We start from the raw sequence: 26,585 nt of genomic DNA on the forward strand, positions 1-26,585 counted from the left end.
TACGCTACGGGATGCTTCTTTACGGGTTACTTGCGCCCGGAATGGCCGAAGCCGCCTTCGCCACGATCGGTGGCTTCAAACTCTTCCACCAGATTAAATTCAGCCTGCACAACCGGTACAAAGACCATCTGTGCAATACGTTCACCTGGTTCAATGGTGAAGCTATCCTGGCCACGGTTCCAGATGGATACCATCAGCTGACCCTGATAGTCGGAATCAATCAAACCGACCAGGTTACCCAGTACGATACCGTGCTTATGACCCAGACCAGAGCGTGGCAACATCACCGCGGCCAGTGAGGGATCGGCGATATGGATGGCTAACCCAGTTGGCACCAGCGTCGTTGCGCCAGGCGCCAGTTCTACGGCGTCATCAAGACAGGCTCGCAGGTCAAGTCCGGCAGAACCAGAGGTGGCGTACGTCGGGAGCGGAAATTGTTTCCCTACGCGCGGGTCCAGAATTTTAACGTCGATTTTTTTCATCATAACGGGTCACGATCTCGTCGAGTAATAATTGGCCCAGGAGTTCTTTGCGCTCAAGCGGTAAGACTTTATCTCCATCCTGCCAAAAAAGGTGTAATGCGTTGCTATCGCTGTTAAATCCTTGAGTAGAAAGCGAAACATCGTTTGCACAGATCACATCAAGGTTTTTGCGGAGGCGTTTTTGCCGGGCATATTCTTCCACATTATTTGTTTCGGCGGCAAACCCAACGACAAAGGGACGGTTAGCATCCAGTGCGGCAACGCCGGCAATAATATCCGGGTTCTTGACCATTTTTACTGTTAATTCATCGCCCTGCGTCGCCTGTTTTTTGATTTTTTCGTGGGCGACAGTTTCAGCGCGGTAATCCGCGACTGCGGCGCAGCCGATAAAAATATGCTGTTGTTGCACCGCAGATTGCACGGCGGCTTCCATTTCCAGTGCGGTCACCACATCAACGCGCTGGACAAATGGCGGTGTGGGTAACGAAACCGGACCCGACACCAGCGTGACGTTTGCCCCGCGTTTTGCTGCAGCGGCCGCGATAGCAAATCCCATTTTCCCGGAGCTGTGGTTGGAAATATACCGCACGGGATCAAGCGGTTCACGCGTCGGGCCCGCCGTAATCATGATGTTGAGATGTTGCAGGGAGTTGACAGGTGAAAAATGTTCTGCCGCCATATCCACAATCGTTAACGGATCCAGCATACGTCCAGGACCGATATCACCACATGCCTGGCTACCGCTGTCAGGGCCCCAAATGAGCAAACCGCGCGAAGCAAGAATGCCCAGATTGTGCTGGGTCGCGGCAGCGCGATACATCTGCTGGTTCATGGCCGGCAGCACGGCAACAGGCGCGGGTGTTGCCAGACAAATCGTAGACACCAGATCGTTAGCCATACCGGCGGCAATGCGGGCAATCAGGTCTGCCGTCGCGGGAGCCAGAATAACCAAATCGGCCCATTTCCCCAGCTCAATATGGCCCATCGCGGCTTCGGCAGCGGGGTCGAGCAGGCTGTCAGATACCGGATAGCCCGAAACTGCCTGTAAGCTCAGGGGGGTAATAAAGGCTTTTGCCGCTTCGGTCATCGCCACGCGGACGTCTGCGCCGCGTTCCCGTAAACGACGCACCAGCTCAGGGGTTTTGTACGCAGCAATACCGCCACTGACGCCAAGTACGATTTTTTTACCGGCCAGGCTCATCATGATCTTTCCTGTTGGGTTACACCAGAAGGCGGATATTTTATCACACTCCATCATTTATCGTGCTTTTGACCGTGATCCACTTTGCGAAGCGCCACGAGGAATGGAGAACAGAACGTCGATCTGCCGCTGGTGTTATGCCACCATGCGGATGCGAAAGGAGGGGAAAGCATGGAAAATACAGGACGTATAATGCCTCGGGAAAAGCTGTTGGCGCAGGGGGCAGGCTCGCTGACCGACGTTGAGCTGCTGGCGCTTTTTTTACGCACCGGGATGCTGGGTAAAGATGTCCTGACGCTGGCGAAAGAAATGCTACAACAATTTGATTCGCTTTACGGTCTGTTGTCGGCTGACTACATGGATTTTAGCCTGGTCCAGGGCATTGGCCTTGCGAAGTACGCTCAGCTTAAGGGAATTGCTGAGTTGGCAAGACGTTACTACGACGTGCGGGTGATAGAAGAAAGGTCGATACTTAGCCCGGAAATGGCACGTGAGTTTCTGCAAAGTCAGCTGTCGCAAGAAGAGCGCGAGATCTTTTTGGTGATCTTCATGGATTCACAACATCGAGTGATAAAACACAGCAAACTTTTTTCCGGGACGCTTAGCCATGTAGAGGTGCATCCGCGAGAAATTGTCCGCGCAGCGATAAAAATGAATGCTTCCGCGGTGATCCTTGCGCATAATCACCCTTCGGGGTGTGCAGAGCCGAGCAAAGCAGATAAACTCATCACCGAGCGTGTTGTGAAATGCTGTCAGTTCATGGATATCCGGGTGCTTGATCATCTGATAATTGGGCGCGGAGAGTACGTTTCTTTTGCGGAACGCGGTTGGATTTAACACACTTTACGCGATCCATCGGGATCTTTGTCTGTTCGGGACTTGAGCATAACGCCGGGTCAGCGTATACTACGCCACCTTTGAGAATCTCGGGTTTGGCATTTGGGCCTGGCAATCGAGAGTTCACTTAGAACTATGCGATGACCGGGCTGTAAAGCCTGACGAGGCGCCGATACCCCATACGAAGCTCGAGCTAATTTGATTTTTGGAGAATAGACATGTCCCGAGTCTGCCAAGTTACTGGCAAGCGTCCGGTGACCGGTAACAACCGTTCCCACGCACTGAACGCGACTAAACGCCGTTTCCTGCCGAACCTGCACTCTCACCGTTTCTGGGTTGAGAGCGAGAAGCGTTTTGTCACCCTGCGCGTATCTGCTAAAGGTATGCGTGTAATCGATAAGAAAGGCATCGATACAGTTCTGTCTGAACTGCGTGCCCGTGGCGAAAAGTACTAAGTACTTAAAGAGGAAATAAATCATGGCTAAAGGTATTCGCGAGAAAATCAAGCTGGTTTCTTCTGCTGGTACAGGTCACTTCTACACCACCACGAAGAACAAACGTACTAAGCCGGAAAAACTGGAACTGAAAAAATTCGATCCAGTTGTACGCCAGCACGTACTGTACAAAGAAGCGAAAATCAAATAATTTTCGTTTTGATGTAAAGAAAAACCCTGCCTCGGCGGGGTTTTTTGTTTTCTGGCCGTCCCCATATTAATGAGACCTGATACAGCGCCGGAGATGCTATGCCTGAATTACCTGAAGTCGAAACCAGTCGCCGTGGTATTGAGCCGCATCTGGTAGGGGCGAAGATTTTACACGCCACTGTGCGTAATGGTCGTTTGCGCTGGCCGGTATCCGAGGAAATCTATCGTCTGAGCGATAAACCTGTCCTGAGCGTACAGCGCCGCGCGAAATACCTGCTGCTGGAGCTGACGGATGGCTGGATTATCATTCATCTGGGGATGTCGGGTAGTCTGCGTATTCTTCCTGAAGAACTTCCCGCAGAAAAGCATGATCACGTCGACTTAGTGATGAGTAATGGCAAAGTTCTGCGGTATACCGATCCTCGGCGTTTTGGCGCCTGGCTGTGGACAAAAGAACTGGATGGACATAATGTGCTCGCTCATCTTGGCCCAGAGCCGCTGAGCGACGATTTCAACACTGCTTATCTCCAGCAGAAATGCGCAAAGAAGAAAACGGCGATAAAACCCTGGCTGATGGATAACAAGCTGGTGGTGGGGGTGGGAAATATCTACGCCAGTGAGTCTCTCTTTGCGGCTGGTATTCATCCTGACCGCCTGGCATCATCGCTGTCGAAAGATGAGTGTGAGCTGCTGGTACGCGTTATTAAGGCTGTATTGCTGCGCTCTATCGAGCAGGGTGGAACGACGCTGAAGGATTTTCTGCAAAGTGACGGTAAGCCAGGCTATTTTGCTCAGGAGCTGCAGGTCTATGGGAGAGAAGGCGAACCCTGTCGCGTATGCGGAGCGTCAGTCATTGCGACAAAACACGCTCAGCGTACAACGTTCTACTGCCGTCGCTGTCAGAAATAATATTCATTGCAGGCCGGATAAACCTTGTTGGCTTACCCGGCTAAATGCGCTACTTCAACTTATCCATTAGCGCCTGGTGAACATTTTTCGGCAGGAAGTGGGTTACGTCACCCTGGTGGCGGGCGACTTCTTTAACCAGTGATGATGAAATAAACGACCACTCTTTAGATGGCATCAAAAAGACGCTTTCCAGTTGCGGCATGAGATGACGGTTCATATGGGCCAGCTGCATTTCATACTCAAAATCAGCCACGGCACGCAGGCCACGAATCAGAATATTAGCCTGATTATCGCGGGCAAAGTTTGCCATTAAATCGCTAAATCCCATGACTTCTATATTACCCAGATGCGCCGTTGCCTGCTGTGCCAGCTGAACGCGTTCTTCCAGCGTGAACATCGGTTTTTTACTGGGGCTTGCGGCAATTGCCAGGATCACGTGATCAAACATGCTCGTCGCACGTGTCACGATATCAAGATGGCCGTTAGTTATGGGATCGAAGGTTCCTGGATAAATCGCCCGTTTTTGCATGACAGCCCTCAATGCGTTTTGGGTGGCAGGTAAGGTTCCAGCAGCTGCAGCAGACGCTGTAGCGCGCCCTGATTTTGGTACAGTACTTCAACAGCATGGCGACCATAAAAATTACGATAATCTTCATCGGTCAGAAGGGACGAAACCTCTTTCACCAGCGTGGTGACGTCAGTGACGGTGATCAACCCACTTGCCTGTTCCAGTCGGGCGCAAATGTCTTTGAAGTTAAAGGTATGCGGGCCCATCAATACGGGAATGGCATGTGCCGCTGCTTCCAGTGGGTTGTGTCCACCACGCTCAACCAGAGAGCCACCGACAAAAGCAAGATCGGCAATTCCGTACAGTAGCATCAGCTCACCCATCGTGTCGCCAATAACCACCTGGGTACTTGAGGACGGCACTTCGCCTGAAGAACGTGTGGTAAAGCTTAGACCAGCCTGGCGTACGAGGTTAATGGCATCCGGGAAGCGCTCAGGGTGTCTGGGAACCAGAATCAATAAAAGATTCGGGAACTGGTGTAACAGCGCCTGATGAGCAGCGATGATGATGCTTTCTTCCCCGTCATGCGTGCTGGTCGCAATCCATACCGGGCGATGCGGTGCCCACTGGCGTCGCAACGTAACTGCTTTAGCGGCCAGCTGTGGGGTGACAGAAATATCAAACTTCAGGCTACCGGTGACGGTGACCTGATTGCTTTTGGCACCCAATGTAATGAAGCGAGCGCCATCCTCTTCGTTTTGCGCAGCAATCAGCGTAATGCGGCGTAATAGCCTGCTAACAAATTTTCCTAATTTAGCGTAGCCAGCGGCTGAACGCGCGGAAAGGCGCGCGTTGGCGATGACCAGCGGGATATGGCGCTTATGCAGTGCAGCGATCAGATTTGGCCAGAGCTCGGTTTCCATAATTAACACCAGTTTGGGGTCAACTTTATTCAGGAAACGGTTCAACGCATCCGGTAAATCATAGGGAAGATAAATATGTTGAACGTCTGTGCCAAAAGCAGATTGCACGCGCTCTGAACCGGTTGGCGTCATGGTGGTTACCGTGATCGGCAAATCCGGGTAACGATGTCGCAGAGCGCGGACTAATGGGATTGCTGCCAGCGTTTCACCCACGGAAACTGAATGGAGCATGATACCGCCTGGTTTCAGTGGGCGGCGATAAAAACCGTAGCGTTCACCCCAGCGTTTACGGTACGCCGGAGCTTTACGTCCGCGCACCCAAAGCCGTATCCAGATCAAAGGCTGAATAAGGTAGAAAAGGGCGGTGTAAAGCAATTCTAGCATAATAGTAGCTGGCTTATGGATGTGCTGGGGATTCTATGTATTTAACTATGGCTTTACCATCATTTTTGCTGATTTTTTGAGGAAACTGTACGGATCACGAGAAAGGGGGCCTGAGTTGTGTTGTCCCGCTTGGTAATCTCAGCAGTGGAAGGCTAAAAACGGAATGGTTATGGTCATAAAAACCGATCTTTTTATGGAATATGCCAGAAACATAACCATTCCTAAAAGACAATAATATCAATGCATTAGCGTTTTTTCTGTGTTTGGTATTTCTTAACTAAATACTTTACATAGAAAATAAAAGCACCGAAGAGTTGCCCATTGTGTTTTAAATGTGTGCTTTTTCGTGATAGCTGTTTATACGTAGTGGGTGCCAATAAAGGAATATCTTTCCACGGCGAATTCTCTCTGGCTATTTTGAAGTATTCGACTTCAGCATAATATTGTGCCCAGTCATGCCAGGGTTTAGTGACGCCGACATAGTGAATGAATACCGTTTGTGATGTGATTTTAAAGGCATCACCCCCTTTCCTGGCTAACGTATCGATGTTAAAGAATGAATTGAATTTATGGTCCAGGATTTTTACGTGATCATTGAAGAGGACGTTCAACGCATCCTGATCGGGATGTGAGAAACGGTTTTCATTAACCTTTGAAATGACTTGCAGAGTCAAATTAGTATCTTTTAATTCTGAAAGGTTAAAATACATGAAGCCTGAGTTGAAGTACTGGCCTGGATTTATGCCGGCAACAGCAGATGTATCGACAAAGCTATCATGGACAGCCATTAATACATTGCCATTAAATTCTTCCGTGAGTAACGAGGCAAGGCTTCCTTTACATATAATATCAGAGTCAAGATATATAATGCTGCTGAGTTTATCGGCAAAGTAATCTATTGCAATAAGTCTGAAATAGATTGAATAATTCCATGCCTTAGATGCAGTAGGTAGATTTTTTAATTCATTATCATCCAGTACATAAAACGTAATGCGGGTATTATATTGGCTTGCCAGGACAGAAAAAAGATGAAGTTGATGTTCGTCAAGATAATTAGTGAAAATATGGAAATGGAAGTTCAGGTCCCGATTATTTAAAAGTACCGATGTAATTGAAACACCCGTACCGTAAAGAAAGGGCCTGTCAGCGCCATAGGTAATATTGATACATGTGTTTTTTTTATCGTCATTTTCAATATGTGCATTCTTAATATATTTTATTATATTTTCTTTCACATCTTTTTCCTTTTGATTCTTTCAGAGTGCACGCGTGTTTATGTAAGACAAAATGGCGCTCCTGTCGGCATAGAATAGAACAAACTGTAAAGGAAGGAAAGAGATACTTGGTGATTAAATTTCTTTATTAATCATTATGTTATGTGAAAATATTTTTGTGATTAGAGTGAGGGTACACAGTGAGAGGAAGAGACTTAAATTAATGGGGGATTTTTACGATGTTATATAATAAGATATGCCCCATAAATCGTGCTAGCGAGTGTTTGTTGTTGATTAACAAGGCAATTTGAAGAAGTGAGATTTGAATTTTATGAATCAAGTAAGATACAGTCAAAATGGTAATATCTTGATTTTAAGCAAAGTTGTATTGGTTTTAATGATTTTTGGGTTATTTACGATAGATAATCAAGGGGTGCTAAATATGACCTCTTTGCTCGCTGTAGTTTTATCTATTTACTATATTAAAGCCAATAAAATAGATATTAAAAACATTGTGCTCGATCTCATGCAGAAGAGAAAACTATTGTTACTCTTCACGTTGTGGTGTGTTTTTTGTATTGTATTTTTCACCTATGAAGATAAATCTCTTGATGCCTTTATCATATTGATAAAAGACTGGCGTTACCCGTTAGTGATGATGTTATTTTTTGGAGCATTCAGTAAGCATATAACCTCACTGAGACAGGTCTTTATTATTGGGGCGATACTTACTCTATCCTATATTGTCTTAGTAGTGCCGATTTTAAGAATTATAAAAAATAACCCGCAGGAACTGTATCTACAGCTTCGCTATGGTTTCGCATTCTATGTTGTTATGCTATTTCCTTTTGTATTAACAGGAGCGATTTTATTCAAGAATCACTTCCTGAAAACAGTATTATATATCATTTCTGCGCTTGCATTCGTCTTTTTATCATACACCGGGAGCCGCGCAGGGATCTTGGCAGTTGTTGTAGAGATTTTTCTGATTTCATTTCTGGTGAGTAAAACCATCAAGAGATTTATGGCTGCTACCTGTGGTTTGCTATTTATAATGGCTGCTTTGCTTATCGGGGCCTACAACACAGTGGGTCAGGTAAAAATGAAAGTCGATCAAACTCTGCAAATGAATAACGTCACATCCAGTCGTGATGAAATCATCTTAGACCGTTTCCCTTTAGTAATGGAGAATATCAACAATGCCATCTTTGGTATTGGATATGGGAATTCTACATACAATCAGTATTTAGAGGACCATAATGCGCCGAAAAATGGCGGGGTGTATTCTGAACGAAATAACGGCTATAATATAGATGAACCGTTTTTTATGATAATTCTTTATAATGTTGGGGCCATTGGTCTCTTCTTATTTACTGCGGCTTTTTTCATTACATTTAAAGACATATATATCCGAGCCAGAAGCCAAAAAGATATTTTTAGCATTTCATTACTGTGCTCTCTTGTTGGCTATATTCTGGTATATTGTTTATTTGAAAAGATGTTCATAAATGTCTTTTTATTATACAGCATAGCCATCCTGATGTTGTATGGCAAAAATGAGCCAGGAAAAATAACAAATTAACATCAAAATGAACCTATGTGATGTCGTTGAGAATATAGGCTCAATTTTCATAATATGATAAATAGTCTCATATATTGTAAATATTAATTTTTCTCTAATTCACATAGAAAATTTCCATAGATATCGAATTGTCAAGTGAATAGTGGTATAATATAAGCGATAAAATAAGATGGTGTGATCTGCAGTACACAGGTAGCTGTTGAGCCTGGGGCGGTAGCGTGATTTGAAAATTAACAATAACCTGAAAGGGTATAGTGTGAAAAAGATCCTGGTAATAAAAATGCGCTTTCACGGCGATATGTTGCTAACCACACCGGTCATCAGCACGCTTAAAAAAAATTATCCTGATGCTGATATTGATGTTCTACTCTACGAAGATACCATTCCTATTTTATCTGAAAACCCCGATATCCATGCTTTGTATGGCATAAAAAATAAAAAGAGCTCTGCTTTTGAGAAAGCAAAAAATTTCTTAGCGCTGATCAAGGTACTACGTGGCAATCATTATGATTTAGTGGTCAATCTTACCGATCAGTGGATAGTTGCTTTATTGTGTCGTTGTTTGGATTGCCCAATAAAGTTGACACATGATTTCTCACACAGAAATAAAAAATTCTGGCGCGACAGTTTTACTCATCACGTTCCTCTAAGTGGCGAGCATTGGGTTGAACGCAATTTGTCTGTGTTGATGCCATTAAATTTAAAAGAATCAGTCCCGGTACTGAAAATGGTTTATGGTGAGCAAGTCTGGCAATCTGTTCGGAAAAAACTTCCTCAGGTTGATACCCAGAAGTATGTCGTTATACAGCCTACGGCGAGACAAGAATTCAAGTCGTGGGAGAATGATAGATTCTCCCTGGTTATTGATGCGATACATCATTTGGGGTATCAGGTTGTACTGACTTCTGGACCCGGTGCCAGCGATATTGCCTGCGTCGATGAGATTGCCAGGGCATGTGAAACCAAACCTTTAACTGAAATTGCCGGGAAGACAACATTCCCTGAGCTTGCTGCATTAATTGATCATGCTGTACTTTTTATTGGTGTCGACTCTGCCCCGATGCATATTGCTGCAGCTGTTAAAACCCCCATCATTTGCCTTTTCGGCGCCACCGATCATATCGCCTGGCGACCATGGTCTGATGATGTGGTTCAATTTTGGGCTGGTGATTACCAACCAATGCCAGTGCGTGAAAAACTTGATCGAAGTAAGAAATATTTATCTGCTATACCTGCGGAAGACGTGATTGCAGCCATAGCGTCACGGTTACCTAAACTCGACTAATAAAGCATCCGGATATATAAAATGGTTATTGCTTTCTGTTTGTATAAATATTTCCCTTTTGGTGGGTTACAGCGTGATTTTTTGCGTATAGCGTCGACAGTCGCATCACGTGGACATCATGTTCGGGTTTACACACAATCATGGCAAGGAAATATTCCAGACAGCCTGGAGATCATCATTGTTCCTGTGAGGTCATGCTCCAACAACGGGAAAAATGCTGAGTATCATCGGTGGGTAAGTAAACATCTTGAGAGTAATCCAGCAGATCGGGTTGTTGGGTTCAATAAAATGCCTGGATTAGATGTTTATTATGCTGCTGATGTCTGCTACGCAGAAAAAGTCGCGCAAGAAAAAGGTTTGCTCTATCGTCTGACACCACGATACCGACATTATGCCGCCTTTGAGAAAGCAACATTTGCTGAGGGAAAATCAACACAGCTGTTGATGCTAACAGATAAGCAAATTGCGGATTTTCAGAAGCACTATCATACTGAGTCAACGCGTTTCCATATCCTTCCGCCGGGGATTTATCCTGACAGAAAATACAGCTCTCAGGCAGCAAATTGCAGAGCTAGCTTCAGGAAAGAAAATGATATCAGTGATTCCCAGTATTTAATTATACAAATCGGTTCTGATTTTACCCGTAAAGGTGTCGACAGAACTATCAAGGCGATTGCTTCCTTACCGGAAGCTGTCCGCAAACAAACGATTCTATTTGTTGTGGGTCAGGATAAGCCTGATCGCTATATAAAGCTGGCAACAGAGAATGGTGTTGCTGACAATATCAAGTTCTTCCCTGGCCGTAATGATGTCTCAGAGTTAATGGCAGCGGCCGATCTATTGATTCATCCGGCATACCAGGAAGCCGCAGGGATCGTGCTGGTTGAAGCAATTGTAGCAGGTTTACCTGTCATAACAACGGCAGTTTGCGGATATGCTCATTATGTTAAAGATGCTGAGTGCGGCATTGTTATTGATGAACCGTTTGAACAAAAATTATTAAATGAAGCTGTTTATTTTTCTTTAACTGACTCAGAGCAGAGAAATGCATGGAAAGAGAATGCACGACACTTTGCTGATACTCAAGACCTTTATAGTCTACCTGAGAAAGCAGCTGATATTATTATAGGTGGTGCCCATGGTTGAATTAAAAGAACCATTTTTATCCTTGTGGAAAGGGAAAGATGCTTTTTCTGAAGTGCAGAAGCTGCAGGGAGAAACATTTAGACAGCTCGAAACGCGTAGAACGATAAGGTTTGAGATTGCAGGTAAAAGCTATTTCCTGAAATGGCACCAGGGAACTAAACTGAAGGAAGTTATCAAAAACTTGTTCTCTTTACGTTTGCCGGTACTCGGAGCTGATAGAGAGTGGAATGCTATACACCGTTTGCAGGAACTGGATGTTGATACAATGCACGGTGTTGGTTTCGGGCAACAAGGTATAAATCCGCTCAACCGTATCTCATTTATTATAACTGAAGATCTGAGCCCGGCGGTTAGCCTGGAAGACTATTGCGCAGATTGGTTGGTGAATCCACCTTCGCGGAAAATTAAAATGGCATTAATTGAGCGTCTTGCCATTATGGTCAGAAGAATGCATCAGGGAGGCGTTAATCACCGTGATTGCTATCTCTGCCACTTCTTATTGCATCAACCGGCCAATTTTGAGGATAATACGTTCAAACTGTCGGTTATTGATCTGCACCGAGCTCAGATAAGAAATGCGGTTCCTGTTCGTTGGCGCAATAAAGATCTGATTGGTTTGTACTTCTCCTCGTTGAACATCGGGTTAACGCAAAGAGACTACTTCAGATTTTTGAAGATATACTTTGAAAAAGACATTAATAAAATTATTCGTGATGAGTCTGATCTCTTTGCAACCTATGCAAAAAAAACTGATAAAATTATTAATCATACATCAAAGAATAAACTATAAATATGAAATAATAGACTTTGTATAGCTACATAGAATAGTTAATTAAGTTTATTCAGCTGGCCAGCAATTGTTAACCTTTATTTCACGATGACTGTGCTGGCTTAATTATATTAGAGGGTTTGAACTCATGTACGTGCTGGTCATTTCGCTTCCTTTTGACGATGCCCGACGAAAACGCGTATCAGATATAATGAATGAATTAAATATCGAGTATTCGTTCGTTGATGCTATCTATGGGAAAAATTTGTCTGCCGAAGAAAAGCGCAAGATACCGTTAACTGACTTTCAGCACAGGGAAAACCATACGCCTACTGATGGTGAACTGGGTTGCTCACTAAGCCATATGAAGGCATTTAAACAGTTTGGGCAGAGTGGACAAGATTGGGTTTGTATTCTTGAGGATGACGCAATAATCGATCAGAATTTTAAGGAATTTATATCGACAATTGATGAAAGTGTTCTCAATAAAGATGCGTTATACCTACTTGGTGGGCAAGATGGTTTAAGGTATAAGAATAAAGTTGTCTTAAATTTGCTTAAACTCAAAAAAATTGGTGGCCAGACCTTCGGCAAAGTCATATTTGGTCATGGATATGTTTTGCGAGCCTGCGGTTATTTGATGAATTCGGTAACTGCTCAAAAACTTGTTTCCCGTTTTGAAAATAACTTTTTCATCATAGATGAATGGGCATATCTGATGCGTCAGGGATATTTTTCTGATATATACTTGGCAAACTTTGTCCATCATCCTGAAGAGTTGTCCGGGAGCTGGTTAGAGAAAGAACGTAAAGAGATAAAGAGTCACAAGAAAAAGCAGAAATCACTTTTCAGACGTAAAATTTCATCCTCATACTGGCATGCCCGACGAATTATTCTTGGATTATGTTGGTGGAAGTAGATGAACGCAATAATGCTTAATCGTGGATGAAATACGATATAGTGCATAGTTTTAGTCAGCTGCAGATATGTTAAATAGCAAAGCGACTGTATAAGAACGAATTTAACATATCTGCGATACCTGAATAATTACAGCAGCGCTATGTGAGAATAAACTTGAGTGGGTTCAAGCAAAGCAAGCTTTCCTTCCGGGGCACGACATGTGACCTGATTCTTCCCGTATCCCCCAATCAACCCCGGGTCCGTAGGGCCATATAGCGTAACATTTGGCCGATCCAGTGCGGCGGTCAAGTGGCTTAATCCGGTATCAACGGATACCACAAATTTAGCGCCGGCTAATATCCGGGCTACATCCCCAAGACTCATTCGCGGTAAAACATCTACGTAATCAAATCCTTCTGCCAGTCGTCTGGCTCGCGCTTCTTCATGCGGAGCCCCCCAGGGGAGCTTAATACGTATTTCTGCGTGATTTAATAAGCCAATGAGCTCCCGCCACTTCGCTTCCGGCCAGTGCTTGTCATCACGAGTGGTGGCGTGCAGGAAGACGGCATACTGCCCTGCATCGGCATTGCGTTCATTCAGAAAATGCTGCGCAATAGCGTAATCCCCCTGCGACTGGGATTTGGTATATCCCAGACTTTTCGCGAACAGCTCACGAGTGCGTTCAACAGCATGCTGTTGTTTGGCGATATGATGCTTACGGTTATAAAACAGACTCGCCAGCGGTTCGCGCGCGGTACTCCAGTCCATACCATGCTTAATGCCATGCGCCAGACGTGTGACCAGCGCGGCGCTTTTTACCAGCCCCTGCGCATCGATAACCACGTCATAGTTCTGTAAACGCACCGCCTCGCGAAAAGCTTTGCGCTCAGCTTTAATGGGGGCGGAAAACCAGGCTTTACGCCAGCGGCGAATCGCCACCGGGATCACACGGTCAACGGTCGGATGCCAGGAGGGGATTTGAGCAAACCCTTCTTCCACTACCCAATCAAACTGAATATCCGCAATGGCCTGCTGCGCATCTGTTAATGCGGGCAACGTATGCAGTACATCGCCCATTGACGATGTTTTAACGATCAGAACCCGCATCCGTCAGACTTCCTCTTGTAACAACAGGTCATTCAGTTCTTCCAGTACGCGCTGAGGTGTGATGTCAATCAGGCTCTGGTGATACCCTTGTGCAGCATCCCCCTTACGCACTTTATGATAGCCCGTAATCAGGCGAATCACGCGAGCTTTGTGGGAGAGTGGTGGAGTGAAATCCGGGCTACTAGGGCCATACAGAGCGACCAGCGGACGATTTAGTGCGGCAGCCACGTGCATCAAACCGGAGTCATTGGTGACCACGGCTTTGCAGGCGGCGAGCAGAATAACGGCCTGCTCCAGCTGCGTTTCGCCCGCCAGATTACGACACCAGGCCTGCTGCTCAACGCTTAACGTTGCCAGGATTTCATTTCCGGCTTCATGATCTTTTGCCGAGCCAAACAGCACAATCTGATGACCTTCGTCGATCAGCTGTTTTGCCAGTTCAGCATAATGGTAGTGTGGCCAGCGTTTCGCCGGACCAAATTCCGCACCAGGGCAAAAACCGATGATGGGGCGTTCGGCAGAAAGGGAGAACTGACTACAGGTCAGAGACTTTTCACCTTCACTGACCTGCAATTGTGGCCACAGCAGAGGCTGCGGCAAATCTTTAGCCGACAGCATCACGCCTTTATCGTAGGCCAGGGCCACATAGCGTTCGACCATCAGCGGCCATGCATCTTTATCCAGCACACGCGCATCGTTCAGCAGACCATAGCGCATTTCGCCACGCCAACCGGTACGATGAGGAATACCCGCGAAGAAGGGTACCAGTGCGGATTTAAACGAGTTCGGCAGGACATACGCGCGATCGTAGCGTTTATCACGCAAACTGTGGCCCAGTTTGCGGCGCTCGCCAATCTCCAGCGCGCCGTGTCCCAGCGGCATGGCGATGGCGTCGTTGACTTCAGGCATACGCGACAGCAGCGGACGGCACCATGCAGGTGCCATCACGTCGATTATGGCCTGGGGATAGCGCGCCTTGAGCGTGCGATAGAGACTTTGCGACATCATCATGTCGCCCACCCAGGACGGGCCAACCACCAGAATCCTCATAGATTGCCTGCCTTAAGCGTCGCGCTTCAGCCAGGCCATATATTCCGTTACGCCTTCAGCAACGGTCTTAAACGGCTTGTCATAGCCTGCAGCGCGCAGGTTAGTCAGATCCGCCTGAGTAAATGCCTGATAGCGGCCCTTCAGTTTTTCCGGGAACGGAATGTACTCAATGCTGCCTTTTTTGTGGTATGCCAGCGTGGCATCCGCGACGGCCTGGAAAGACTCTGCGCGACCAGTACCGAGGTTAAAGATGCCGGAAACCCCGTTTTCCAGGAACCACAGGTTTACTGCTGCAACATCGCCGACATAGACGAAATCACGTTTGAAGTTTTCGCTTCCTTCGAACAGCTTGGGTGTTTCGCCGTTATTGAGCTGAGTATTGAGATGGAAAGCGACGCTCGCCATACTGCCTTTGTGACCTTCGCGCGGTCCGTAGACGTTGAAATAACGGAAGCCAACGATCTGAGAATTTGCTTCTGGCAGGATCTGGCGTACATATTCGTCGAACAGGAATTTTGAGTAGCCATAGACGTTCAGCGGCTTCTCATATTCACGAGATTCGATGAAGTCAGAGGTACGACCGCCGTACGTTGCTGCAGAAGAGGCATACAGGAAAGGAATTTCACGCTCCAGACAGTAGTGCAGCAGCTCTTTGGAGTATTGATAGTTGTTGTCCATCATATACTTGCCATCCCACTCGGTGGTGGAAGAGCATGCGCCTTCGTGGAAAATCGCTTCGATATCGCCAAAATCTTCCCCGGCCATAATCTGGATCAGGAAGTCTTCCTTGTCCATATAGTCAGCAATATTCAGATCCACCAGATTCACAAACTTGGTGCCGTCTTTCAGGTTGTCCACCACCAGAATATCGGTGATGCCTTTGTCATTCAGGGACTTAACGATGTTGCTGCCGATAAAGCCCGCGCCGCCGGTAACGATGATCATAAATGTAACCTTCGAATTATGGAGTCAGAGACAATCTCAGACACGAATACCTCTAATCATATCACTACATGGCTTCGGCTTCAGCAGTACGTCGCGTCATGTGGCGTGTGACATGTGTACTGATTATTGCTTCAGTCATTCTTAATTGAAATAGTTAGGGTCTGGTGGTGTATGATTCACGTCGTAAATGGATGTTCAGGCGCGCGGTGCCGGCTTTTTCGGAGCCATCAACGAATGAATAAGCAAGGTAAAGCACTGTGTTGGGACTGACAATAGTCGTTGGAATGAAAATAATATATGCAACTTAAGAAGATAATTATTACAGGTTATGAAACCAGTGGCCTCGGAGGTATGGAGACGGTATGTATTAATTTGGTGAAGCTGCTGCGAACGCAAGACCCTGATATTGATGTCTCTTTTGTTTTTTTTAAGAAAAATAATAATAGCAATGTCAATAATGACTGGCTCACAGGGCAGCGCTATTGTCATCTATCTTCTAATATAAAAATAACTAAATTAAGAAGACTAAGTTTTGCTTATGGTTTGCGAAAAATTATTCTTCAGGAAAGTCCAGATATAATTGTTTCCCTGGATACGCTTTCATGTTACATCAGTCACGTTGCAAGGAAATATACAAGCAAGCAGGTGAAAATATTTTCATGGTTTCACTTCTCTATTTTTAACTTCTACAAAAATAATTATAAGAAAAAAATCAAGTATATTAATAAAGCTGACTATCATCTTTCAATTAGCTCAGGGATAACTCAGCAGCTCATTGAGATGGGAATAGAAAAAAGCACTATTGCAACGATTTACAATCCCGTTGCGCGATGCGATATCCGTATCCCTACCCCTGAGAAGCATGCCCGGTTTGTGTATGTAGGCAGGGTTGTGGCAGATGGACAGAAAAATGTACGCAGTCTTTTCAACGGGTTGGCTAAACTAAAAGGGAAGTGGTCCTTAGATATTGTCGGCACCGGCCCGGATGTTGATACCTTAACGGCATTAGCTGAAACGTTGGGGATTAGTGGAAATATTCACTGGCATGGTTGGCAGAAATCACCATGGGAATATATTCAAAATACGCTAAAAAATATCACCTGCCTGCTGCTAACTTCTCATTTTGAAGGTTTCGTTATGGTTTTGGTTGAAGCCAGTGCTCACGGTGTTTATGCCATTAGCTCTGATTGCGAAACGGGGCCTGCAGACATTATCAAAGAAGGGATAAACGGTAATTTATACCCTACTGATGAACCGGAAAAATTTGTTTCCTTGCTACAAGGTATTGTTGATGGAAAAACGTTGCCTGCCGGCGAACAGATTCAGCAGGCGATTGAGGAATTCTACGAAGATAACTATATCATTAAGGTTAATAAGGCCTTTGCTATGGCAGGATTTACTCTGGCACCGTCATCAGCGTCTCAGGCCATTGATGACGCGACAACGTAAGTCAGGTTGTGATGCCAGGTCTGTCATTCCTGAAAGGTTATGTGGGTACACGTGATTTATGCTGCATTTTAGACAAGTCATGATGAGTCATCTCGTACAAACCAATAGCATTGGGTAATATGTGCTGAAATTTGCCCAGTCTGGAGAATTGCAATGCGTGGGAATTTTTATAAGCAGTTAACGAACGATCTGGAAACCGCACGCGCGGAGGGGTTGTTTAAAGAAGAGCGCATTATTACGTCTGCTCAGCAGGCTGATATCACCGTGGCTGACGGAAGCCATGTTATTAACTTTTGTGCGAACAACTACTTAGGGCTGGCTAACCACCCGGAACTGATTGCAGCGGCAAAAGCGGGTATGGATTCTCACGGATTTGGTATGGCCTCGGTGCGCTTTATTTGTGGCACTCAGGACACCCATAAGCAACTGGAGCAAAAACTGGCGGCATTCCTCGGTATGGAAGATGCCATTCTTTACTCTTCTTGCTTTGACGCCAACGGCGGCCTGTTTGAAACGCTGCTGGGAGCAGAAGATGCCATTATCTCTGATGCTCTGAACCACGCTTCTATCATTGATGGCGTTCGTCTGTGTAAAGCGAAGCGTTTCCGCTACGCCAACAACGATATGCAGGAACTGGAAGCGCGTCTGAAAGAAGCACGTGAAGCGGGCGCTCGTCATATCCTGATCGCCACTGATGGCGTGTTCTCTATGGATGGTGTGATCGCTAACCTGAAAGGCGTTTGCGATCTGGCGGATAAATACGACGCGCTGGTCATGGTTGATGATTCCCATGCCGTCGGTTTTGTCGGTGAAAATGGTCGTGGCTCCCATGAATACTGTGACGTGATGGGTCGTGTGGACATCATCACCGGCACGCTGGGCAAAGCACTCGGCGGCGCATCTGGTGGTTACACTGCGGCACGTAAAGAAGTTGTTGAGTGGCTGCGTCAACGTTCCCGTCCGTATTTGTTCTCTAACTCACTGGCTCCGGCAATTGTTGCTGCTTCCATTAAGGTGCTGGAGATGGTTGAGGCGGGTAGCGACCTGCGCGATCGTCTGTGGGCGAATGCGCGTCAATTCCGTGAGCAAATGTCCGCAGCAGGCTTCACGCTGGCAGGGGCCGATCACGCGATTATTCCGGTAATGCTGGGTGATGCGGTTGTTGCGCAGGCGTTTGCCCGCGAACTGCAAAAAGAGGGGATTTACGTTACTGGATTCTTTTATCCAGTGGTTCCAAAAGGCCAGGCGCGTATTCGTACCCAGATGTCTGCGGCACATACCCCTGAGCAGATTACGCGTGCAGTCGACGCGTTCACACGCATTGGTAAACAACTGGGCGTAATTGCCTGAGGATGTGAAATGAAAGCGTTATCCAAACTGAAAGCGGAAGAAGGCATTTGGATGACCGACGTTCCTGAACCGGAAGTCGGCCATAACGATTTGCTGATTAAAATCCGTAAAACAGCCATCTGCGGGACTGACGTTCACATTTATAACTGGGATGAATGGTCGCAAAAAACCATCCCGGTTCCAATGGTTGTAGGGCATGAATATGTCGGTGAAGTTGTTGGCATCGGCCAGGAAGTTAAAGGCTTCAAAATCGGCGATCGCGTTTCCGGTGAAGGCCACATTACCTGCGGACATTGCCGTAACTGTCGCGGTGGCCGTACTCACCTGTGCCGCAATACCACCGGTGTCGGCGTAAACCGTCCAGGCTGTTTTGCACAATATCTGGTGATCCCGGCGTTTAACGCCTTTAAAATCCCGGACAATATCTCCGATGATTTAGCTTCCATCTTCGATCCATTCGGTAACGCGGTACACACGGCGCTGTCGTTTGATTTGGTTGGCGAAGATGTGCTGGTTTCCGGTGCGGGTCCGATTGGCATTATGGCTGCAGCGGTAGCGAAGCACGTTGGTGCTCGCCACGTAGTGATTACAGATGTTAATGAGTACCGTCTGGAGCTGGCGCGTAAAATGGGCATTACCCGCGCAGTCAACGTCTCGAAAGAGAACCTGACCGACGTGATGGCCGAGCTGGGGATGACCGAAGGGTTCGATGTGGGTCTGGAAATGTCTGGGGCGCCGCCAGCGTTCCGCACCATGCTGGACACCATGAATCACGGTGGCCGTATTGCTATGCTGGGTATTCCGCCATCTGATATGTCCATCGACTGGACGAAAGTTATCTTTAAAGGACTGTTTATTAAAGGTATCTACGGTCGTGAGATGTTTGAGACATGGTACAAAATGGCTGCACTGATCCAGTCTGGTCTGGATTTGTCGCCGATCATCACCCATCGATTCTCCATCGATGAATTCCAGCAGGGCTTTGACGCGATGCGTTCAGGCCAGTCAGGGAAAGTGATCCTGAGCTGGGATTGAATGCGCAAGGTGCATTCAATGTTAATTACGGCCAGATATCGCTATCTGGCCGTATAAACCATAGATTTTATTTTTCGCGGATCTTTCTGGATAACGATCTTATATTTTCTTTAAGCAGGATGAGTTTATAAATTAACCCTCTGCCTTTAACGTTAATATTATATTTTCGTTGTAATGCCAGAATGTCATTTGCCTGGCAGACCTTCATATTTCCCTTACAGGACAGGTCAATAATCCTTAACTCACCCGTTGGTGTGCGAATGAAATTCCCTGGGTGAATGTCATTTGATGCCAGTCCTGCCTTGTGAAGACGCAGTACGCATTGCTTTACCTCGTCAGCATTCTGCTGGTTAATTTCCCTTAAAGGAACCCCTTCAATATATTCATGAATAGTATAAACATCATGGCACTGGCGAAAACGTGTTTTCTCAGCAGCATAGTAGAGATCGGCAGTGCAGATGCGCATTTCCGGCGGGAGCCTGTCCAGCTTCCTGATCAGTCGGGAATAGAAAGGGCCGGAGGTAAAGTTCTGTAATTTTTTCTCAAATCGTGGATCAACTTCACGGTCGTTTTTGATGATAAATTTTTGTGAGTTGTACTCGACCAACTCCACGCTGCGCAATGCGTTACCACTGCTCAGCGGTTTGCCACTGATTTCTTTTTTGATGTATTTATTCATCAGTGACTTAAGATCTTTTCTGGTCTCTTTGCAATAGACCGTAAAACCTTTTTCGTGTGTCTTACTGATGGCCATCTTTTCCCTCAATATCAGCCTATAGAGTACGTTAATTCATAGGGATAGAGTATACAGGTTGTGTACCTCAATATGTAGACGATCTGAGCTATCATCAACCTGCTGAACGCAGGCGTAGCAGGGTATCTTTCTCAAACCGGACGCTTTCGCTGCAGCGTTTCTGCCCATAAATACGTTCTAACCTTAATAATTCCTTAATGAAACTGTAGTAAAAGTCATCAGCGTAATGACAAACCTGGGTTAGCTGATGAGAAACTGCACAAATATGTTGAGTGTTATTATTCCGTTATATAACGTGGGTGATAGTTTTCGGGATTGCATGGAATCTTTGATCGTACAGACATGGACTGCGCTAGAGATCATCATTGTGAATGATGGTTCAACGGATAACTCTGTTGATATTGCACAACATTATGCGGATAACTATCCCCATGTGCGGTTGTTGCATCAGGCTAACGCAGGGGCATCCGTAGCGCGTAACCGTGGCCTGGAAGCGGCCAAAGGGGATTATGTTGCATTTGTCGATGCCGATGACCTGGTTTATCCCAATATGTACGAAACCCTGATGACCATGGCAATTCAGGATGACCTGGATTTAGCTCAGTGTAATTCCGACTGGTGCATTCTTGAAACGGGGCACACCTGGCAATCAATACCGACGGATCGTCTTCGGTCTACGGGGGTGTTGACCGGCCCTGACTGGTTACGTATGGCGTTGGCTTCACGCCGCTGGACACATGTGGTCTGGATGGGAATTTATCGCCGGGATGTTATTGAGAAAAATAAAATAACATTTATTCCGGGGTTACATCACCAGGATATTGTCTGGACGACGGAGTTTATGTTTAACGCTGTACGAGTGCGATATACCGAGCAATCTTTATATAAATACTTCTTACATGATCAATCAATCAGCCGTCTTAAACGACAAGGTTTAAAAAATCTCAACTACCAGCGGCACTATATTAAAATTACGCGGTTATTGGATAGGTTGAATCGTGAATATGCCGATCGGATTACTATTTATCCGGAATTTCATCAGCAAGTTACCTATGAAGCATTGCGCGTATGCCATGCAGTCCGTAAAGAACAGGATGTGCATATTCGTCAGCGTATGATCGCAGAGATTTTTGTCTCTGGTATGTATAAGCGCATGATAACTAACGTCCGCAGTGCCAAAGTATTGTACCAGGCACTGCTATGGTCATTCCGTCTATGGAAATGGCGCGATAAAAAATCAACGCCTTCGCGTATTGCCCGAAAAGCGCTTAATCTACGTTAGCGTTCATGGTGCTGGGTGAAGATGTGTTCCCCCAGCCTTGCCACTGCAGTCTCATATACTGCACCAGCGTGCTTTGTGTGATGCTTTCTCCTAGCACGCTAAAGAATCGGCTGGCGTAAACCGGCTCTAACGGCTGCTTCGGCTTGCATAATTTCACCCCGCGGAAAGGATTACGCGGCGCATCTGGCGTACCGTTTCTCGGTGGAGTGAGATTAGGTCTGGAAGTATCTACCTGCGGCTCATTAAGCAGGCTGCTCGGACGAACCAGCATAATATCGGCTGGCAGGCTATACAGCATCTGCTGCAACACTCGTACCGTAGAAGGGTGGGGGTGCCCGATGGCAATCGCTGACCCGTTACGACGCGCAAGTTCGACGGCACGATTAAACTGACGGCGAATATCCGCTTCGTTTTGTGTATCGTCGAGGAAGACTTTGCGTTTGATGACCTTCACCCCGGTTCCTGCCGCCGCGCGCATGGCCTGGCTGTTGCCGATGGTCATACTGTCGAGGAAGTAGAGGTCGTAGCGCTCCAGAGCTTGCATCACCTTCTGCATGCCGAACAGGCTGGACGTCATCGCACTCCCCATGTGATTGTTCAGTCCCACTGCATACGGCACTTTGCTTACCGCGTCGCGAATAATCCGTTCAATTTCTTCGCTGCTCATCTCCGGGCGTAACGTGTCTTTTTCCAGCGGTTGCTTGCTCAGTGGGGCCATCGGCAGATGGATCAACACTTCATGTCCACTGTTATGCGCTTTAGTCGCCATTTCACGCGCATGTGGCGCGTTTGGCAGAACGGCAACAGAGACAGTGGAAGGCATTGCCAGCACCTGATTTTCTGTGTGCGGACGGTAGCCGAAATCATCAATAACGATAGCAAGTTTGCCGGCGAAAACAGGTGTTGCGAATGCCAGCAGGCTGGCGAGTGAGAGCAAAGTACGACGAAACTGAGGCAAAACTTATCTTCCCAACCACGGCTGTGGATTGACCGCCTGACCCTGGCGACGAATTTCGAAATAGAGCGCCGGCCTGCCCTGACCGCCGCTGCTACCCACAAGTGCAATAGGCTGCCCGGCGCGAACCTGCGTACCGACGCTGACCAGCGCGCTCTGGTTATAACCGTAGAGGCTCATATCGCCTTTACCGTGCTCAACGACGACCACCAGGCCATAGCCCTGCAGCCAGTCCGCCAGAATGACGCGACCATCGGCGATGGCTTTGACTTCGGTACCTTCGGATGCGCCAATAACCATCCCTTTCCAACGTAGCTCACCTTGCAGCTGTTCGCCATAGCGATGCAGCGTTGGACCACGAACGGGCCAGAACGCCTGACCGCGTGGTGAACCTAACCCGCCGGTACGAGACATCAGTGATTTCTCGCTTTCGGTTGGCTTATAGGTCGAGCCTTTGCGTGATGCTTCCTGTTGCTTATCACGTACAGCCTGCGCCTCACGTGCTTCACGCTCTGCGCGTGCTTTGGCTGCGGCTTCGGCGCGAGCAATGCTGTTGCGCAGGCGGGATTCGTTGGCGCGCATCTCGCCTAACTGCTGCTGACCTTGTTGAATCGACGACTCCAGACCCGCGAGCGTTTTTTGGCGTTCATTTCGCGCCTGCTCCAGTTTCGCCTGCTGTGCACGCTGTTCGTACAACAGCGTCTGCTGTTCGCTTTGCTTATCTTCCAGCTCGGCTTTCTGCGAGTCGACCTCTTCGCGGGTTTGCTTCAGCTGTGCGATAGTCTCCTGGCGCGCCTGGTTCAGATAGCCGAAATAGGCCTGCAGGCGTTGCCCGCGCTGAGTCTCTTCACCGCTGAGGATGAGCTGAATACCAGTATGTTCACCCTGGCGAAACGCAGCATCCAACTGGGCTGCCAGACTGCGCTCTTGCGCTGCCCGCTGCTTTTCCAGCTTCGCGAGTGCGGCATTCATCTCAGCGATTTGCGCATTCAGCTGTGCCAGGGAGTTTTGCGTTTCGCGCAGCTGCCTTGCGGCAACGGCGATAGCCTGTTCCTGAGCTTTAAGCTGAGCAAGGAGGGTGGCGCGTTGTTGTTGCTGTTGGCGTACCGCGCGTTCTTTTGCCGCGATATCGGCCTGAATAGATTTGAGTTGATCGCGTTCGTCCGCGTGGGCGGAAAAGGCGCACAACAATACGCCAGCGCTAAGCGCGCTGGCGTAGAACAAGGACCTGACTGAAAACTTACGCAGTTTCACGGCCCGAGTGATGGTATTAATCGCCTTTCCCCTCATGGGGAGGGATTATTCCACGATGAACAGCGGCTTACCAGTCATCTCTTGCGGGATTTCCATACCCATCAGCGTCAGCATGGTTGGGGCGATATCAGAAAGTTTGCCACCTTCAACTGCTTTGACGTTTTTACCACCGACATAAATCAGTGGAACCGGCAGGTTGGTGTGCGCGGTATGCGCCTGACCGGTGGACGGATCGCGCATTTGCTCTGCGTTCCCGTGGTCAGCGGTGATCAGCAGCTGGCCGCCAACGGATTCAACCGCTTTAGCCACCTGCTCAACGCAGTGATCCAGCGCTTCAACCGCTTTAACCGCTGCTTCCATCACCCCGGTATGGCCGACCATGTCGCCGTTCGGGTAGTTACAAATGATGGTGTCGTATTTCCCGCTCTCAATCGCCGCAACCAGTTTTTCGGTCAGCTCTGCGGAGCTCATTTCCGGCTGCAGATCGTAGGTGGCGACTTTTGGCGAGTTGATCAGAATACGGTCTTCGCCTTTGAACGGCTCTTCTACGCCGCCGTTAAAGAAGAAGGTTACGTGCGCGTATTTTTCGGTTTCGGAAATACGCAACTGCGTTTTGTCATTCTTCGCCATCCACTCGCCAAGGGTGTTGGCCAGAGATGCTGGTGGGTAAGCAACCGCAGTTTTGATGTCTGCCGCGTATTCGGTCAGCATTACAAAGTTGAGGTTAACGACTTTCTTACGGGCGAAGCCGTCGAAATCAGCGTTAACAAACGCACGGGTGATTTCACGCGCACGGTCAGCACGGAAGTTCATGAAAATCAGCGTATCGCCATCTTCCATAGCAGCATCTGCCTGACCTTCGGCACGGATCACGGTCGCTTTGACGAATTCGTCGTTTTCATCGCGGGCATAAGCAGCCTGCAGACCTTCAACCGCCGTAGCGAACTGGAACTCGCCCTTCGCCAGCGTCATCAGATCGTAAGCCTGTTCCACGCGATCCCAACGGTTGTCGCGGTCCATAGCGTAGTAACGACCGATAATGGACGCTACGCGGCCTTTGCCCAGCGCGGCAAATTTCTCTTCGAATTTCTGCAGTGAATGTTCAGCGCTGCGCGGCGGGGTATCACGACCATCAAGGAAAGCGTGCAGATAGATTTTCTCAGCACCGCGTTCAGCTGCCATTTCTACCATCGCCATGATGTGATCTTCGTGGCTGTGTACGCCACCGGCAGACAGCAGACCCATGATGTGTACCGCTTTGCCGCTATTTTTTGCCTGATCAACTGCGGCGGTCAGCACCGGGTTAGCGAAGAAAGTACGTTCTTTAATTTCCACATCCAGACGGGTCAGATCCTGATACACGATACGGCCCGCGCCCAGGTTGACGTGACCCACTTCGGAGTTGCCCATCTGGCGATCGGGCAGGCCGACTTCCAGGCCAGACGCATCAATCAGGGTATGCGGACGTTTTGCCCACAGAGCATCCATTACCGGGGTTTTGGCATTAAAAATAGCGTTATCCTGGCTGTCTTCACGATAGCCGTAGCCATCCAGAATCACCAGTACCATAGGCTTTTTAGAAACCGACATTGCGACAACCTCACACTTAATAGATAAAAAATAATTGCGTAATTTTACTACAGCTGAATCGATAAAGTAGCCCCAGAAGATCAAATAATGAGGGATCGCGTGCCAGGGGGAACACTGATTTACATTTTTTTTTCCGTAGCGCCCCGCAAAAATGCAATCCAATGCACGCTCTGGCTGTATTTGCGCCAACGCGCAGGTATACTCCTTTCCTGGTTTTTTTAATCACTGAGTCGGGAGTTGTTACCCCCCATGCAAGAAATTATGCAATTTGTTAGCCGCCACCCTGTCTTGAGTATCGCCTGGATTGCGTTACTGGCGGCGGTATTGTTTACCACGTTTAAGAGCCTGACCTCAAAAGTGAAGGTGATTACACGCGGCGAAGCGACACGTCTCATCAATAAAGAAGATGCGGTGATTGTTGATTTACGTCAGCGCGACGACTTCCGCAAAGGTCATATCGCAGGCTCCACGAACCTGCTGCCGAGCGAAATCAAAGCCAACAATTTTGGCGAGCTGGAAAAACACAAAAACAAACCTGTTATTGTGGTTGATGGCTCTGGTATGCAGTGCCAGGATTCAGCAACTGCGCTGATTAAAGCCGGTTTTGAGCAGGTATCTGTACTGAAAGACGGCGTAGCGGGCTGGAGTGGCGAGAATCTGCCACTGGTTCGCGGCAAGTAATTTACCCGTCTTCTTTCGTACCGCTGGGTAAAAGAACACTGGAGATAAGTCATGGCCAATATTGAGATCTATACCAAAGCAACCTGCCCGTTTTGCCATCGCGCAAAGGCGCTGTTGAACAGTAAGGGTGTGAGTTTCCAGGAACTTCCGATTGACGGCGATGCCGTGAAGCGTGAAGAGATGATCAAGCGCAGTGGCCGTACAACGGTTCCGCAGATTTTTATTGATGCACAGCACATTGGTGGTTGTGACGACTTGTATGCGTTGGATGCGCGTGGTGGACTGGATCCCCTGCTGCGTTAAGGCGTACGGATAGTATTTAAAGGACAACACTAAAGGGTTTTCTCAA

The 26,585-nt window shown here is 47.5% G+C and carries 27 protein-coding genes; 15 read left to right on the top strand and 12 right to left on the bottom strand.

All coding sequences use genetic code 11. From position 1 onward, the window contains the following. Positions 1-26: 26 nt before the first annotated feature. Positions 27-485 (bottom strand): dUTP diphosphatase, encoded by a 459-nt coding sequence (dut, locus tag EHN13_RS19170; protein WP_061066835.1) that lies wholly within the window; start codon positions 483-485, stop codon positions 27-29. Then, positions 463-1,683, bottom strand: coding sequence for a bifunctional phosphopantothenoylcysteine decarboxylase/phosphopantothenate--cysteine ligase CoaBC (gene coaBC / locus EHN13_RS19175; RefSeq protein ID WP_124021943.1), 1,221 nt, complete (start codon positions 1,681-1,683; stop codon positions 463-465). Before coaBC ends, dut begins: the two co-directional genes overlap by 23 nt. Before the next feature lie 171 nt (positions 1,684-1,854). Here coaBC and radC point away from each other — a divergent pair, with 171 nt between their 5' ends. The 4 genes from radC (at position 1,855) to mutM (ending at position 4,073) form a co-directional block, all read left to right on the top strand. After that, complete coding sequence (gene radC / locus EHN13_RS19180; protein ID WP_124021909.1) at positions 1,855-2,520, top strand: RadC family protein; 666 nt, start codon at positions 1,855-1,857, stop codon at positions 2,518-2,520. 218 nt (positions 2,521-2,738) lie between these two features. Then, entirely contained in the window at positions 2,739-2,975 is a 237-nt protein-coding gene (gene rpmB / locus EHN13_RS19185) for a 50S ribosomal protein L28 (protein WP_002436699.1), read from the top strand. Between the two features lie 22 nt (positions 2,976-2,997). Next, positions 2,998-3,165: a 50S ribosomal protein L33 gene (gene rpmG, locus EHN13_RS19190; RefSeq protein ID WP_003024094.1), complete on the top strand. Its 168-nt coding sequence runs from the start codon at positions 2,998-3,000 to the stop codon at positions 3,163-3,165. Positions 3,166-3,263: 98 nt separating this feature from the next. Continuing rightward, a complete protein-coding gene (gene mutM, locus EHN13_RS19195) occupies positions 3,264-4,073 on the top strand; it encodes a bifunctional DNA-formamidopyrimidine glycosylase/DNA-(apurinic or apyrimidinic site) lyase (protein WP_061066832.1) in 810 nt (269 codons plus the stop codon). 49 nt (positions 4,074-4,122) lie between these two features. On the opposite strand, the gene coaD is transcribed toward mutM, so the two are convergent. From coaD to EHN13_RS19210, 3 genes are all read right to left on the bottom strand, one after another. Continuing rightward, positions 4,123-4,602, bottom strand: a complete 480-nt coding sequence (gene coaD / locus EHN13_RS19200) for a pantetheine-phosphate adenylyltransferase (protein WP_048213718.1) — start codon at positions 4,600-4,602, stop codon at positions 4,123-4,125. A gap of 8 nt (positions 4,603-4,610) precedes the next feature. Continuing rightward, a complete protein-coding gene (gene waaA / locus EHN13_RS19205; protein ID WP_048213717.1) occupies positions 4,611-5,888 on the bottom strand; it encodes a lipid IV(A) 3-deoxy-D-manno-octulosonic acid transferase in 1,278 nt (425 codons plus the stop codon). 245 nt (positions 5,889-6,133) lie between these two features. Continuing rightward, entirely contained in the window at positions 6,134-7,123 is a 990-nt protein-coding gene (locus EHN13_RS19210; protein WP_124021910.1) for a glycosyltransferase, read from the bottom strand. A 310-nt stretch (positions 7,124-7,433) separates the two neighbouring features. Here EHN13_RS19210 and EHN13_RS19215 point away from each other — a divergent pair, with 310 nt between their 5' ends. From EHN13_RS19215 to EHN13_RS19235, 5 genes are all read left to right on the top strand, one after another. Further along, a complete protein-coding gene (locus EHN13_RS19215) occupies positions 7,434-8,684 on the top strand; it encodes an O-antigen ligase family protein (RefSeq protein ID WP_124021911.1) in 1,251 nt (416 codons plus the stop codon). Positions 8,685-8,964: 280 nt separating this feature from the next. Beyond that, a complete protein-coding gene (rfaQ, locus tag EHN13_RS19220) occupies positions 8,965-9,969 on the top strand; it encodes a lipopolysaccharide core heptosyltransferase RfaQ (RefSeq protein WP_061068779.1) in 1,005 nt (334 codons plus the stop codon). A 21-nt stretch (positions 9,970-9,990) separates the two neighbouring features. Next, positions 9,991-11,115 (top strand): glycosyltransferase family 4 protein, encoded by a 1,125-nt coding sequence (locus tag EHN13_RS19225; RefSeq protein ID WP_124021912.1) that lies wholly within the window; start codon positions 9,991-9,993, stop codon positions 11,113-11,115. Continuing rightward, a complete protein-coding gene (rfaP, locus tag EHN13_RS19230) occupies positions 11,108-11,905 on the top strand; it encodes a lipopolysaccharide core heptose(I) kinase RfaP (RefSeq protein ID WP_048213714.1) in 798 nt (265 codons plus the stop codon). The genes EHN13_RS19225 and rfaP overlap by 8 nt, the downstream gene beginning before the upstream one ends. 127 nt (positions 11,906-12,032) lie before the next feature. Continuing rightward, positions 12,033-12,803 (top strand): glycosyltransferase family 25 protein, encoded by a 771-nt coding sequence (locus EHN13_RS19235; protein ID WP_048213713.1) that lies wholly within the window; start codon positions 12,033-12,035, stop codon positions 12,801-12,803. 128 nt (positions 12,804-12,931) lie between these two features. On the opposite strand, the gene rfaC is transcribed toward EHN13_RS19235, so the two are convergent. Genes rfaC through rfaD form a run of 3 tightly spaced genes read right to left on the bottom strand, consistent with a single transcriptional unit; the run spans position 12,932 to position 15,886 of the window. Continuing rightward, positions 12,932-13,891 carry a lipopolysaccharide heptosyltransferase RfaC gene (rfaC, locus tag EHN13_RS19240; protein WP_115601298.1) on the bottom strand — a complete coding sequence of 320 codons (960 nt, stop codon included), beginning with the start codon at positions 13,889-13,891 and terminating at the stop codon, positions 12,932-12,934. Between the two features lie 3 nt (positions 13,892-13,894). Beyond that, positions 13,895-14,941 carry an ADP-heptose--LPS heptosyltransferase RfaF gene (gene rfaF / locus EHN13_RS19245; RefSeq protein ID WP_048213711.1) on the bottom strand — a complete coding sequence of 349 codons (1,047 nt, stop codon included), beginning with the start codon at positions 14,939-14,941 and terminating at the stop codon, positions 13,895-13,897. A 12-nt stretch (positions 14,942-14,953) separates the two neighbouring features. Then, positions 14,954-15,886, bottom strand: a complete 933-nt coding sequence (rfaD, locus tag EHN13_RS19250; protein ID WP_124021913.1) for an ADP-glyceromanno-heptose 6-epimerase — start codon at positions 15,884-15,886, stop codon at positions 14,954-14,956. A 297-nt stretch (positions 15,887-16,183) separates the two neighbouring features. Here rfaD and EHN13_RS19255 point away from each other — a divergent pair, with 297 nt between their 5' ends. The 3 genes from EHN13_RS19255 to tdh all read left to right on the top strand — a co-directional run bounded on the left by EHN13_RS19255 (position 16,184) and on the right by tdh (position 19,720). Next, entirely contained in the window at positions 16,184-17,335 is a 1,152-nt protein-coding gene (locus tag EHN13_RS19255) for a glycosyltransferase (protein ID WP_115601299.1), read from the top strand. Positions 17,336-17,488: 153 nt separating this feature from the next. Continuing rightward, a complete protein-coding gene (kbl, locus tag EHN13_RS19260; protein ID WP_101742506.1) occupies positions 17,489-18,685 on the top strand; it encodes a glycine C-acetyltransferase in 1,197 nt (398 codons plus the stop codon). 9 nt (positions 18,686-18,694) lie between these two features. Further along, positions 18,695-19,720, top strand: a complete 1,026-nt coding sequence (gene tdh / locus EHN13_RS19265; RefSeq protein WP_005120462.1) for an L-threonine 3-dehydrogenase — start codon at positions 18,695-18,697, stop codon at positions 19,718-19,720. A 67-nt stretch (positions 19,721-19,787) separates the two neighbouring features. On the opposite strand, the gene rfaY is transcribed toward tdh, so the two are convergent. Next, a complete protein-coding gene (rfaY, locus tag EHN13_RS19270; RefSeq protein WP_124021914.1) occupies positions 19,788-20,474 on the bottom strand; it encodes a lipopolysaccharide core heptose(II) kinase RfaY in 687 nt (228 codons plus the stop codon). A gap of 247 nt (positions 20,475-20,721) precedes the next feature. Between rfaY and EHN13_RS19275 the strand changes: the two genes are divergently transcribed. Continuing rightward, positions 20,722-21,756, top strand: coding sequence for a glycosyltransferase (locus EHN13_RS19275; protein WP_124021915.1), 1,035 nt, complete (start codon positions 20,722-20,724; stop codon positions 21,754-21,756). Here EHN13_RS19275 and EHN13_RS19280 read toward each other — a convergent pair. Genes EHN13_RS19280 through gpmM form a run of 3 tightly spaced genes read right to left on the bottom strand, consistent with a single transcriptional unit; the run spans position 21,743 to position 25,555 of the window. Continuing rightward, positions 21,743-22,714 (bottom strand): divergent polysaccharide deacetylase family protein, encoded by a 972-nt coding sequence (locus EHN13_RS19280; RefSeq protein WP_124021916.1) that lies wholly within the window; start codon positions 22,712-22,714, stop codon positions 21,743-21,745. The genes EHN13_RS19275 and EHN13_RS19280 overlap by 14 nt on opposite strands. Positions 22,715-22,717: 3 nt before the next feature. Continuing rightward, positions 22,718-23,977 (bottom strand): murein hydrolase activator EnvC, encoded by a 1,260-nt coding sequence (gene envC, locus EHN13_RS19285; RefSeq protein WP_232034726.1) that lies wholly within the window; start codon positions 23,975-23,977, stop codon positions 22,718-22,720. A 33-nt stretch (positions 23,978-24,010) separates the two neighbouring features. After that, positions 24,011-25,555: a 2,3-bisphosphoglycerate-independent phosphoglycerate mutase gene (gene gpmM, locus EHN13_RS19290; RefSeq protein ID WP_061068778.1), complete on the bottom strand. Its 1,545-nt coding sequence runs from the start codon at positions 25,553-25,555 to the stop codon at positions 24,011-24,013. A gap of 249 nt (positions 25,556-25,804) precedes the next feature. Here gpmM and EHN13_RS19295 point away from each other — a divergent pair, with 249 nt between their 5' ends. Together EHN13_RS19295 and grxC are read left to right on the top strand one after the other, a co-directional pair. Continuing rightward, positions 25,805-26,236 carry a rhodanese-like domain-containing protein gene (locus EHN13_RS19295; RefSeq protein WP_005120473.1) on the top strand — a complete coding sequence of 144 codons (432 nt, stop codon included), beginning with the start codon at positions 25,805-25,807 and terminating at the stop codon, positions 26,234-26,236. A gap of 51 nt (positions 26,237-26,287) precedes the next feature. Then, entirely contained in the window at positions 26,288-26,539 is a 252-nt protein-coding gene (gene grxC / locus EHN13_RS19300; protein ID WP_003024152.1) for a glutaredoxin 3, read from the top strand. Positions 26,540-26,585: the final 46 nt, after the last annotated feature.

It is taken from the genome of Citrobacter youngae, assembly GCF_003818115.1.
GTDB classification, from domain to species: domain Bacteria; phylum Pseudomonadota; class Gammaproteobacteria; order Enterobacterales; family Enterobacteriaceae; genus Citrobacter; species Citrobacter youngae.